The sequence below is a fragment of the Acinetobacter bouvetii genome (genome assembly GCF_902753875.1).
In the GTDB taxonomy this organism is placed as follows: domain Bacteria; phylum Pseudomonadota; class Gammaproteobacteria; order Pseudomonadales; family Moraxellaceae; genus Acinetobacter; species Acinetobacter bouvetii_A.
The window spans coordinates 89,833-101,922 of record NZ_CADDTS010000049.1 but is presented as its reverse complement, the minus strand read 5'-3'; the positions used below and the strand labels follow the sequence as shown (position 1 = coordinate 101,922).

Annotated in this window: 9 protein-coding genes and 1 other RNA gene; 6 read left to right on the top strand and 4 right to left on the bottom strand. The window is 44.6% G+C overall.

What is annotated here, in order from left to right; genetic code table 11:
• Positions 1-494 precede the first annotated feature (494 nt).
• Together FB6_RS15780 and FB6_RS15775 are read left to right on the top strand one after the other, a co-directional pair.
• Positions 495-941 carry an ABZJ_00895 family protein gene (locus FB6_RS15780; RefSeq protein WP_174560856.1) on the top strand — a complete coding sequence of 149 codons (447 nt, stop codon included), beginning with the start codon at positions 495-497 and terminating at the stop codon, positions 939-941.
• Positions 942-1,013: 72 nt separating this feature from the next.
• Complete coding sequence (locus tag FB6_RS15775; RefSeq protein ID WP_174560832.1) at positions 1,014-1,922, top strand: TIGR01777 family oxidoreductase; 909 nt, start codon at positions 1,014-1,016, stop codon at positions 1,920-1,922.
• Here the strand turns inward: FB6_RS15775 and thiO are convergent.
• Positions 1,908-3,029 carry a glycine oxidase ThiO gene (gene thiO / locus FB6_RS15770; RefSeq protein ID WP_174560831.1) on the bottom strand — a complete coding sequence of 374 codons (1,122 nt, stop codon included), beginning with the start codon at positions 3,027-3,029 and terminating at the stop codon, positions 1,908-1,910. The genes FB6_RS15775 and thiO overlap by 15 nt on opposite strands.
• An 18-nt stretch (positions 3,030-3,047) precedes the next feature.
• Positions 3,048-4,061, bottom strand: a complete 1,014-nt coding sequence (gene hemB / locus FB6_RS15765) for a porphobilinogen synthase (RefSeq protein ID WP_174560830.1) — start codon at positions 4,059-4,061, stop codon at positions 3,048-3,050.
• Between the two features lie 102 nt (positions 4,062-4,163).
• Here hemB and FB6_RS15760 point away from each other — a divergent pair, with 102 nt between their 5' ends.
• From FB6_RS15760 to FB6_RS15750, 3 genes are all read left to right on the top strand, one after another.
• Positions 4,164-4,664: a thioesterase family protein gene (locus FB6_RS15760; protein ID WP_174560829.1), complete on the top strand. Its 501-nt coding sequence runs from the start codon at positions 4,164-4,166 to the stop codon at positions 4,662-4,664.
• Positions 4,665-4,924: 260 nt separating this feature from the next.
• Entirely contained in the window at positions 4,925-6,076 is a 1,152-nt protein-coding gene (locus FB6_RS15755; protein ID WP_174560828.1) for an HlyD family secretion protein, read from the top strand.
• Between the two features lie 6 nt (positions 6,077-6,082).
• Positions 6,083-7,612: a DHA2 family efflux MFS transporter permease subunit gene (locus FB6_RS15750; RefSeq protein ID WP_174560827.1), complete on the top strand. Its 1,530-nt coding sequence runs from the start codon at positions 6,083-6,085 to the stop codon at positions 7,610-7,612.
• A gap of 383 nt (positions 7,613-7,995) precedes the next feature.
• Here the strand turns inward: FB6_RS15750 and glpK are convergent, their stop codons facing one another.
• Positions 7,996-9,480: a glycerol kinase GlpK gene (gene glpK, locus FB6_RS15745; RefSeq protein ID WP_174560826.1), complete on the bottom strand. Its 1,485-nt coding sequence runs from the start codon at positions 9,478-9,480 to the stop codon at positions 7,996-7,998.
• 130 nt (positions 9,481-9,610) lie between these two features.
• Between glpK and ssrA the strand changes: the two genes are divergently transcribed.
• Positions 9,611-9,970, top strand: a transfer-messenger RNA (tmRNA) gene (gene ssrA / locus FB6_RS15740).
• A gap of 279 nt (positions 9,971-10,249) precedes the next feature.
• Here ssrA and FB6_RS15735 read toward each other — a convergent pair.
• The gene (locus FB6_RS15735; protein ID WP_174560825.1) at positions 10,250-11,554 is read right to left on the bottom strand and encodes a hypothetical protein; all 1,305 of its coding nucleotides are present in this window, start codon (positions 11,552-11,554) and stop codon (positions 10,250-10,252) included.
• Positions 11,555-12,090 lie beyond the last annotated feature (536 nt).

Sequence of the window (12,090 nt, the reverse complement as noted above, 5' to 3'; positions counted from 1 at the left end):
TTGAGTCCGCAAGAAAACCATTGTCATCTAAAAAAACCTGTTCACCGCTTGAATCTTTTTCATTATTTCGCAGAAACAACATTATGCAGAGTACACGCAGGTTGTGGATGACGTTTCCGAGTCTCATTTTGATTGTAAGCTGTTGAACTCGAGTTAAGTCAGCATGATAGAGATCGTCTGTATATTCCAGACTGACATAAGATTAAAATAGAATGTAGAAAATAAAAGACCGACGATTCGAGTGATGATGAAATCGTCGGTCAAAAAATCTGTTGCAAGTTTTAGCTCGGGCTGCTGTTCCTTACTAAAACTTGAAACCAAGTTTATTGCTTTAGAAAAAGTTCACCGAAAATATTGTGGATGCCGGTACAAATTAACGGTTTATGAACTTCGTACACTATATAACGCAGCCGTTTACAGATTGGTTGACAAGAAAATGAAAAAAAATTCATTTTTTTTTATACTGGTCATCTAAAAGTTGCTCATGCAGGCCCATCGTGTCACTAACTCGATATTTTTTATGGTTTTTTTTATTCTGTTTTATTTTTACCTGTATCTGCGGTGTACTGGCTGCTTTACTGCCAACCGGTATGGGCGGAATTCTGACCATCGTACCCTATTTAACAGCCATGATTTTAGTGCTGTATAAGTTTTTAAAACAACAACAACGCGCTCCAACTGCTCAAGAACAAAAAAAAATCACCTTGGGATTTACCCTGATTTTCTGGGGTTACAACCTGGCCTTTTTATTGCTTGGCATTGTCCTGTTTGCCAAGAATGATCCAGAAATCTGGCAGAATTTTCTTTTATATCTCAAGAATCCGCAATTTATGAGTATTGTGCTGATCATGTTCTTGCTCGTTGCCATTCCGCTTTATCTGTTGACCTACTGGTTTTATGGCAAACAGGCCCAGCGCATGGCGCAAAAAATGTTTGGCTAAACGACACCGATGTATGCTTGAGTTTTAGACAGTCTTGTTCTATAGATAAGAAAAAACAGGCGAGACGCTAAAATGCAAAAAGCATGTGTTTTGATTACCGGCGGTAGTGGTTTTATCGGCTCGCATTTGCTGCCTTATTTGCTGGAACGTGATTATGCCGTGGTGGGGCTGACCCGTCAGAAAAATAAACGCTCAAATCATCCGGATCTCAGCTGGATTCAGCATTTAGATGAACTGAAAACCGACCGGATTGATTATGTGATCAATCTGGCGGGGGAAAGCATTGGTCAGGGACGTTGGACTGCGCAAAGAAAGCAGGTATTGATTGAGAGCCGGGTGGAAACCACCTATCAACTCTATCGCTATTTGGAAAAAAGACAGATTTTTCCGAAGCGGATTATTTCCGGTTCTGCTGTGGGCTATTATGGTATCGACCCGACCGAACAATGGTCCAATATCTGTACCGAACAGTCTGAACCCCAAGGCATTTTTATGTCGGAACTGTGCCAGTTATGGGAGCAGGCCGCCTTAAGTTTTAGCCAGCAAAAGACCAGAATTATTCGACTCGGTATCGTGTTTGGTCAGCATGGCGGGATTCTGCCGCGTATGCTCATGCCGATTAAACTCAATCTTGCAGGACGCATTGGCCATGGGCGACAACCGGTGGTGTGGGTGCATGTGCAAGATGTGCTGCGAGCGATCGAATTTTTAATGCTGCATGAAACCGAGGCACGCATATTTAATGTGGTGTCGCCAGAAAGGGTTTCACAAGCGCAGTTTGCCAAAACCGCTGCCGAGATTTTAAAACGTAACCCCTGGTTTTTTGTACCGGCTTTTGTTTTGCAATGGATGCTCGGTGAGCAATCGCAACTAGTACTCAATGGTCAATATGTAATGTCCAAAGCTCTGCAAGAGGCCGGTTTTGAGTTTAAATATCCAACTTTAAAAATGGCACTGGAAGAAGTCTTACTGCGCCATTAAACCCGCAGATTTCAGCCGCTCGGTACTATAGGCCGCAGGATGGGTCAGAGGGGTTTGATTCAGCATCAACTGTCTGAGTAAACGTGCAGAAGCCGGTCCCATACAGAGGCCATTACGGAAATGGCCGAAGTTGGCCCACACATTATCGATCTCCGGCATTTTCCCGATATAAGGCACACCGGTTGGGGAACCCGGTCTTAAACCAGCCCATTGTTTTTCAATCGGAAATTCGGCCAGTTCAGGCACCATCTCGAAACAGGCATCTAAAATCTTCTGCTTGGTGGCTGCAGTCGGGGTGGTATCAAAACCACAATCTGCCATGCTGGAACCGCACACCACATGACCATCCAGACGTGGAATCAAGTACATCACATCATTCATGCACATGGTCGGCAACCAGTTTTCCGGGGTTTTAAACAGCACCATTTGCCCCTGAACCGGATGAACAGGAATTTCCAGATCCAGTTGTTCAGACCAGTGCTGCGACCAGGCCCCGGTGGTGATCACAAACTGGTCTGCCTCATAAGTTTGGCTATTTTGCGCAACAATAGATTGAACCTTGCCATTCACCATCTGGAATTGTTCAATCGGACAATGCTCGATAAATTCCACTTGCGGATGCTGTTTTAAATAATGGGTGATGGACTGTAGTAAACGTGGATTTCGAATATTGGCAATTTGCGGAAAATAGATCGCGTGTTGAAATTTGGAATCAATGAAAGGATTAACCTGTTCGATCTGTTCTTGTTGTAGATATTCACATTGCTGCATCGGTTCCTGAAACTGCTGGGCATAATTCAGACCGGTTTCAAAATCGGCTTCATCGAAAATCAGCAAACCCGTTTCATGAATTTCAAAATCAATGTCTGAAACCGGTTTTAACTTTTCATTCCACTCTAAATACAGTGACTTGCCATATTGTGCCAGCTGATTCACGGCTTGTGGATAGCGCCAGGGATACATGGGGGAGAGAATGCCTCCACCGGCCCAAGAGGCCGCTTTGCCCGCCTGCTGCTGATCAAAAATCATCACGGAACATCCCTGTTCCACCAGCTCTAAAGCAGACATCAAACCACTGATGCCTGCTCCAATAATGGCAATTTTCATCGCGTGCGCCAATTATCCTTATTTCATGTCTTTCAGTTTAAGCGCAGCTTCTTCTGCAAAATAGGTCCAGATACCATCTGCACCAGCACGGCGGCAGCTCATCAATGCTTCAATGATCACGCTGTCGGATAGCCAGCCATTTTGAATGGCGCCGGCTAACATGGCATATTCACCGCTAACTTGATACACGAAAGTCGGAACGCCAAAGTTGTCTTTCACTTCACGAACGATATCCAGATAAGGCATACCCGGTTTCACAATCACCATGTCTGCACCTTCCTGAATATCCAGTGCAATTTCATGCAGGGCTTCGGCACGGTTGCCAATGTCCATCTGGTAATTGTATTTGTTGCCGCCTTTCAAGTTGCTTGATGAACCGACTGCATCACGGAAAGGGCCATAGAAGCTGGACGCATATTTGGCTGAATAAGCCATGATGTTGGTATAGATATGACCATTGGCTTCCAAAGCCTGACGGATTGCACCGATACGGCCATCCATCATGTCACTTGGCGCCACGACATCTGCACCGGCTTCGGCATGACTGAGTGCCTGTTTAATCAGACATTCAACAGTTTCGTCATTTAACACATAGCCTGTGTCATCAATGATGCCGTCCTGACCATGGGTGGTGTAAGGATCAAGAGCGCCATCGGTAATCAGTACCATTTCTGGTAATTCTTTTTTCAGTAGACGAACGGTATTTTGTACCAGACCGTCTTCACGCCAAGCCGCTTCAGCCAACAGACTTTTGTCTTCTTGTGGAGTTACCGGGAATAATGCAAGCTTCGACACACCCAGTTCCAGTAAGTGTTCGGCTTTTTTAAGCAGTAAATCAGCAGAAAGGCGCTGTACATTCGGCATGCTTGGAATGTCTTGGGTTTGGTTTTGCCCCGGAAGTACGAATACTGGGTAAATGAGATGATCGGTCGTCAGCTGGGTTTCACGCACCATGGCACGTAATTGGTCATTTTTACGGATGCGGCGCATGCGGGTGGCAGGAAATGCTGGACGATTGAACGTATAGGTCATAACAATCTCAATAATCAGTATTAAACTTGGGCTATTGTAGCCCTAGAATATGTTTTTGGGTGATGTTTAACAGATTTTTATTCGATAAGGAAAATCGGAAAAATGGCGAACGAAGCAAGTAAAAGTTGGACCGGCAATATTCATTTAGGCGCGCAGGTGGATATTGATGTAGTGCTGAAGCAGCTCTGCAAGGCATTTAATAGTTCTCCTTTTTTTCATCATAATGGCATGACCATGCGGGTAGTGGATGGGCAAATTGAAGCCTATATTGAAATGCAGCCGTTCATGATTGGCAATGTCGCGTTCCAGATTTTACATGGTGGTGTAGCTGCCACTATTCTGGATAGTATTGGCGGCATTACAGCCATGGGAGAGTTGTATAGAAAAGCAACGCCAGATGATTTACCTGAAACCATTAAAAAAGTATCGCGTCTGGCAACGGTGGATATGCGGGTGGATTATCTGGCACCGGGCCGTGGCCAGTTCTTTACTGCACGTGCCGAGACGCTACGCTTGGGCCGTAAGGGATGCACCATGCGCATGACCTTGGTGAATGATGAAGGGAAGCAAATTGCTACAGCAATCGCGTCTTATGCATACTAATTGCAAATGTAGCAAAACTTTATTTTCCCAGCATGGCGTGGCGGTTTAATCGCCATTGAATGCTGGATTCGTTTTTAAGACTGACGAGTTACATTTTTATTCTCAAATCATGAAACTTTCACATTAAAATCACGCCATAAAATTGAAAAAAATGACTTTCTCATCCACATCTTAAGACAAATATTGTCTCTGTGCGTAGATTTAAATGATTCGCACTGAGGATGGCTGGTGACCAAGTCTGTTGGATTTAGGATATATTGATGACAGATGCTCAAAACACCCTGCCAGAAACCAAACAAGATGAACCCGCTTCAGATGCGGCCTTAAAAGCCAAACGTAAAAAAGCCTTGGGTTTTGTCGCGCTGATTTTAATCATTGCTGCAATTCTGTATGCCATCTGGAAATTACTGCTCAGCCATTCTGTGGATACCGATAATGCCTATGTGGGCGCAGAAACAGCTTCCATCACCTCGATGGTGACGGGACAGGTTGAACAGGTACTGGTGAGTGATACACAAACGGTCAAAAAAGGGCAGTTGCTGGTTCAGGTCGATCATCGTGATGCAGAAATTGCGCTGGCGGCAGCCAAAGCGGAACTGATCAAGGCACAACGTCAATACAAACAAACCCAAGCCAATAGCAGCTCGCTGAATTCACAAATTTTTGTCAGTGATGATGCCATTCACAGTGCCGAAGCTAAAGTGGCTCAGGCCAAAGCTGAAATGGACAAGGCTCAGGATGATTTAAATCGTCGTGAAAAACTCAGTGCTTCTGGCGCCATTTCTAAAGAAGAACTCAGTACCGCACAAAGTGCTTTCAATACTGCTAAGGCTGGTTATGAATCGGCTCAAGCCGGTCTGGCACAAGCCAAATCCAGCCAAAAAGCGGCGCAAAGTAATTTGGCGGCCAATGAAGCACTGATTCGTGGTGCTAATGAAAATAGCACGCCCGATGTTTTGGTTGCACAAGCCAAATTGAAACAGGCTTTGTTGGATCTGGAGCGGACTGAAATCAAGGCACCTTTTGATGGTGTGGTGACACGCCGTAATATTCAGGTCGGTCAACGTGTGGCACCGGGGACAGTCTTGATGATGGTAGTTCCGACCTCACAGCTGTATGTCGATGCCAACTTTAAAGAAAGCCAGCTGGAGAAAGTCCGTCCGGGTCAAAAAGCGGTGTTAACCTCTGACTTGTATGGCGATTCTGTTGAGTATCATGGCACGGTAGAGGGCTTCTCTGGTGGAACTGGTTCTGCCTTTGCCTTAATTCCTGCACAAAATGCAACGGGTAACTGGATTAAGGTGGTTCAGCGCTTGCCAGTTCGCATCAAGCTGGATCCTAAAGAATTGGCTGAACATCCGTTACGGGTGGGCTTGTCCATGGAAGCGAAGATCGATTTGTCTTCGAAGTAGTCATTTATGAATAACTACACTCCGATACCGAATCTGACCGGTGGCCGCCTACTGCTGGCGGCATTTGTACTGGCCTTTGCCAACTTTATGGTCGTGCTGGACATGACCATTGCCAATGTCTCAGTGCCACATATTACCGGTAGCCTTGCCGTTTCTGCATCGCAAGGGACTTGGGTCATTACCTCCTACGCCGTTGCCGAAGCCATTTGTGTACCTTTAACCGGCTGGCTGGCGGGACGCTTTGGTACAGTCCGCATCTTTGTGATCAGTTTGTTTGGCTTTACCTTATTTTCGGTATTGTGTGGCTTATCCACCAGTCTGGAAATGCTGGTATTTTGCCGAATTGGACAAGGCCTGTTTGGCGGACCGATTATGCCACTCAGTCAAACCTTACTAATGCGTATTTTTCCACCGGAGAAACAGTCGCAGGCCATGGGGATGTGGGCCATGACTACCGTTGTGGGACCGATCTTAGGGCCTATTCTGGGCGGAACCATTAGTGATAACTGGTCTTGGCACTGGATTTTCTTTATCAATATTCCGGTCGGAATTGGCTGTGCACTCGCCGCGATGCGTTTGCTGAAACCTGCTGAAACGGAAACCAACAAACTTAAAATTGATCTGGGGGGATTAATGCTGCTGGTCTTATGGATTGGGGCATTGCAGTTGATGCTGGATTTAGGCCATGAACGTGACTGGTTCAACAATCCGTTTATTGTCATTCTGGCGATTATCGCCTTGGTTGGGCTCATCATTTTTACCATTTGGGAACTCACCGAACGCCATCCGGTGGTAAATATCCAGATTTTTAAATATCGTGGATTTACCATTTCCGTCTTGGCTCTGGCCTTTGGCTTTGGTGCATTCTTTGGCAGTATTGTCATGATTCCACAATGGTTACAGATCAATCTGGGTTATACCGCCACTTGGGCTGGTTATCTGACCGCGACCATGGGATTCGGCAGTTTGCTGATGTCTCCGATTGTGGCCAAACTGGCGACCAAATATGATCAGCGTGCATTGGCCAGTTTTGGATTATGTCTGCTGGGTGGTGTGACCCTGATGCGGGCCTTCTGGACCACAGAAGCAGACTTTATGGCCTTGGCTTTCCCGCAAATTTTGCAAGGTTTTGCTGTACCGTTCTTCTTTATTCCATTATCCAATATGGCCCTGGCTTCTGTATTGCCACAGGAAATGGCTTCGGCTGCGGGGCTGATGAACTTCCTCAGAACCATGGCTGGAGCCATTGGCGCCTCTATTGCCGTTACTATTTGGGATGATCATGGCAAAGTGGCACGTAGTGAAATGGTCGGAACTTTACATGTCGATGAAGTGCAAAATACCCTGATCCAAAGGGGAATGACCCCGGAAAGCAGTTTGGGTTATATTGCCAGTCTGGTTGATAAAGAAGCCTCGACCTTATCGGCAAACCATGTGTTTTTAATTTTGGCGATGGTATTTATTTTTGCTGGACTCATCATCTGGCTCTGCCCACGGCCGAAAGTGGGTGTCACCGGTGGTGGTCATGCACACTAATAAAAAAACCGCTTTTCGAAGCGGTTTTTTACAGTTTTGGATAAGCAGGTTTCTTACATAAATCAAAAGGTGTTTAATCTTGGATTATTGTTAAATCAGTACGGCCCCATTTGATGGATTAAATTTTTATGTTTTTGCGTAGGCAATATCTCGACTTTTGAAAGGTCAAAAGTCGACAAAAACCTTTTGTTTCCCATACACGACGTCCTGAGCCAGTTTTAAGCACTGCTTTAAAATGCAGCGCAAGGGATGGGAAACGTGTGGCATCCATGCCACATTCATAAATCCAATACCTGCTAAAATCTATTTTTTTATTTTGGTAGTACAAACAACTTATAGTTATTGGAAAATGATTTATGAAAGAAGTCTAGAATTTAAAGGTATTAAATATCTGATTTAGCCCGTTTTAAGGCCGTTTGCCATTTGTCTAGATGAAACTGGCGCTGATCTTCATTCATCTTGGGCTCAAATGAACGCTCTAGTTGCCAACAGGCTGAAATATCCGAAAGACTGGAAAATACCCCAGATTTTAATCCAGCCATGGCTGCAGCTCCCCAAGCGGTAGATTCCAGCATTTTAGGCCGCAGGACAGGCACATTTAAGATATCAGCCTGAAATTGCATCAACATATCATTGCTACTTGCACCGCCATCGACACGCAGTTCTTTTAAGGGATGGGTAATATCGGATTGCATGGCCATAAGGACATCAGATACCTGAAAGGCAATCGATTCCAATGCCGCACGGGCAATATGGGCTTTATTGGTTCCACGCGACATGCCGCAGAGCAGGGCACGAGCCTCACTGTCCCAATGCGGCGCACCCAGTCCAGTAAAAGCAGGTACGAGAACCACGCCATCAGTATCCTTTACTTGGCAAGCCAGCTGTTCGACTTCACTACTTTTATGAATAATTCCTAAACCATCACGCAGCCATTGCACAATGGCTCCGGCCATAAAGACGCTCCCTTCCAAGGCATAGCTGGTTTTTTTACCGCATTGCCAGGCTAAAGTACTCAAGAGTTTGTTGTGACTTAACTGAACTTCATGGCCGGTATTAAACAGCATGAAACAACCCGTCCCATAAGTATTTTTTGCGCTCCCCACTTCAAAACAGGATTGCCCAAAAAGTGCCGATTGCTGATCGCCTAGAATGCCCATAATGGGGATATTGGCGCCGAGCAAGCCTGTAGCCGTGTCTGCCACATAGCTGTCTGAACTGATGATCTGAGGTAAAACCGAATGCGGGATATGAAACAGCTCCAGTAGCTCTTCATCCCAAGCCTGAGTATGCAGGTTCATCAGCATGGTACGCGAGGCATTACTGGTCTCTATGACGTGTTCTGCACCTTGAGTCAGATTCCACATGAGCCAGCTATCGACGGTACCAAAGGCTACATGACCTTGCTCGGCCAAATCACGTAAGCCTTGAATATTTTCCAGCAGCCACACAAGTTTTCCCGCACTGAAATAGGGGTCGATTCTTAAACCGGTTTTTTGCTGGATTTTATTCTGCAAATTTTGTTGTAGGAGTTGGCTGCACCATTCAGTTGCACGACGGTCTTGCCACACAATGGCAGGAGCCAGCGGTTTACCAGTGCGTTTATCCCAAACCACAGTCGTTTCACGCTGATTAGTGAGACCAATGGCTTTGATATCTTTGGCCAGAATACGCGCCGAAGCAAGAGCTTGTTGTACCACAGCAATTTGCGTGGTCCAGATTTCCTGTGCATCCTGTTCTACCCAGCCTGAATGTGGGGTTGAAATATGCGTTTCACGCTGAGCTGTTGCATGAACTTTTCCTTGTTCATTAAAAATGATCGCACGGCTAGAGGTAGTTCCCTGATCGAGTGCAAGTAAATAGCTCATAAATTTTTCTTTTATTGGACTTGAAAAATAAAATATTAGCGCAATTATTGAATTAATCGCATCTGTTTGTGTAAATGTTTAAAAAACGCGCTGCAGATTTGAACATTTATGCTATGATTGTGATTACTTTGGGGGTGTTTCTGGCTTCGACGCTGGTGATGAAACTCATAGATGCATGTCGAGAGCGCATTTTCTCTCGTAAATCAAATTTGCATTTTAATAGTCGCAAACGACGAATCATACGCTCTAGCTGCCTAAGGGCAGCTTGTCCGCCTCTCCGAATACTTGTGGTTAGAGAGTCCGACTGAAGCGCACGCACACAAGTCCGTATAAAGCCAAGCCTCGGGGCTTTGTACTAAACTTAGAGGATCGCGATTTGTACCCTGTTCGTCGGGTCACAAAGAGTTAAAACAATAGACGATATCTAAGCATGTAGTATTCTCGAGCGTAGTGCTGGCGGACGCGGGTTCAACTCCCGCCACCTCCACCAAATATCAATTCAGAGAAATCCAACTGAATGTAAAAAAGCCCTTAAAATCAATATTTAAGGGCTTTTTTATTGCCTTGATTGTCCGATACTGTTTGAACCGTTCTGACCTGATTTTTGCTATTTATGGGTAAAAAGAGGGAAAATTTTACCCACGGAATATGTAAGTTTTCGGCTTTTTTTGCACTAATTTGCTTTTTATTTTGCACTGAATAAATTGCAGTTATTCTGCACTGAATGAAAATCTAACGCTTTACATCAAAAGCGTTAGATGACTATAGATCAAACAGCACTAGATACACGAGCAAAACCATTTGCACCGTCACCACCGACTATATAGTTAGCAGGTGTGACCACAGCACCATTTTCACCTGTAGTTAATAAAGATTGTTCACCTTTACCAGACTGACCCACATATAAACGTGCATACTGAGTATTGGCCGTATTATTGGTATAAATAATAGAAAGTCTTGCGCCTTCACCCGCACCACCGCCAAAGCCTTCAGTCGCAGTCAAATAACCATTTGCACCGTCACCACCAGCACCGCGTCCAGTTGAATCCGTTTTCGCACCTTTATGATTAGCACCTGTTGCATTACCTGCCTGGCCATTGGTTCGAGTAGCAGAAGTATATTCACCACTTATGGTCCACAAGCCACCTTCACCAGCCGTACCATTGATGTACTGACCAGATCCACCATCTACACCACCTACGCCAGCTTTACCGCCGCCAGCTGTAAATACAATAGCAGTACCATCAATGGATAAATAAGTATCCTGGCCGTTTGCGCCTTTGAGTTGTGCTGGATTTGAGTTTGCCACTAGATCTTCATAACGTGATGAACCAGCCCCGCCACCGGCACCAATCAATAGGAATGACTTGGATTCTCCAGCTAGAATTGGGAAAACTACAGGTGTTCCCGTATAGACATAATCACCATTCCCGGCTGATGAAGTCAGGCCTTCAGTTTGGAGAATAGACCAGTTAATATTGCCTGAATAGCCAACACGGGCAGTACCAGATCGATTAAAAACATCAATACCAATTCTATTATCTTGTCGTGAAATGCCCCAACCTTCATGGTAGCCTTCTGGTATGATCTGAATAGCATAGCGGGTATCAAGAAAGCTAATATTGCTGCCATCAGGCTTTTTGATTTCAGTAGCTTGTCCTGGCTTAATTACACCCGCCATAATCACTTTTGGATAAAGAGAAGCTAGGCCACTAGATAAATTGGAAATTTGTTGTTGCAACAGCTCAATTGCATCTTGTAACTGGGTTTGCAAGATATTGTCAGCTGTTTCCTGATCCTGCTGAGCTTGCTGTAGGCGATCTTCAACAGCGGAACTGAGTGCCAATAAACTTTCTTCAGTTGCTAATAAATCATATAACTGTGCATTGTTATTAGCATTCAGAACTTTGCTATTCATTTCCAGTAGGTTAGCCAATTCTTCCTGAATCGCATTTAACCAGCCCGGTGTCAAATAGGTCGCATCTTGACCCGCCAAATCCGCATTGTCATGAAAGCCTTTTTTACCGGTCCCGTTTACATCAGCGCGAGCGTTTACGCTATCAATTCGTTTCATGATAGTTCCTTAAGTTCTTAATGTTTTATTGAGTTCGAGTTGGGAGAACAGATCAGTTAATTTCACAAACTGTTTTGATTCGTCTGTGCTGAAGATACTGTTTGCAACTGCTTCAGCATAAGTTTCAGCAAGTAGTGAAATTGCTTGATTTGAGTTTTGAATGTTTGAAATGATTTTTTGTGCTATTTCACCGAAAGTTAAGCGGGTTTCATTCGGTAGAGCTGATGGATCATAAGCATTATTTTCTTGTCTACTCCAGTAGCTTGAACCCTTGTTCCCACCATATGCACAGTTAAATGAAATTACATCAAAACTATTTAAATATCGATATTCAGCAGCACCGACGGGTTTTATTGTTTGACAAACACTCTCAGCTTTTGTTATTTCAGTAAAGTATGCGATTGTTTTCAATGTATCTCTTCCGTACCACACATATTCTGATGTCGGGCATTTTGATCCACTACAATCATCACTTAAGCTACTATTAATGTATTTGATAACTTCATTATTTGTGTCAAAAGTCCATGTTTTACCTG

What these genes read in the sequence shown, in the direction of transcription:
- FB6_RS15750 (WP_174560827.1), top strand. Translation starts at nt 6,083, where the DNA reads ATGAATAACTACACTCCGATACCGAATCTGACCGGTGGCCGCCTACTG.
- FB6_RS15755 (WP_174560828.1), top strand. Translation starts at nt 4,925, where the DNA reads ATGACAGATGCTCAAAACACCCTGCCAGAAACCAAACAAGATGAACCC.
- hemB (WP_174560830.1), bottom strand. Translation starts at nt 4,061, where the DNA reads ATGACCTATACGTTCAATCGTCCAGCATTTCCTGCCACCCGCATGCGC.
- thiO (WP_174560831.1), bottom strand. Translation starts at nt 3,029, where the DNA reads ATGAAAATTGCCATTATTGGAGCAGGCATCAGTGGTTTGATGTCTGCT.
- FB6_RS15760 (WP_174560829.1), top strand. Translation starts at nt 4,164, where the DNA reads ATGGCGAACGAAGCAAGTAAAAGTTGGACCGGCAATATTCATTTAGGC.
- FB6_RS15735 (WP_174560825.1), bottom strand. Translation starts at nt 11,554, where the DNA reads ATGAAACGAATTGATAGCGTAAACGCTCGCGCTGATGTAAACGGGACC.
- FB6_RS15775 (WP_174560832.1), top strand. Translation starts at nt 1,014, where the DNA reads ATGCAAAAAGCATGTGTTTTGATTACCGGCGGTAGTGGTTTTATCGGC.
- glpK (WP_174560826.1), bottom strand. Translation starts at nt 9,480, where the DNA reads ATGAGCTATTTACTTGCACTCGATCAGGGAACTACCTCTAGCCGTGCG.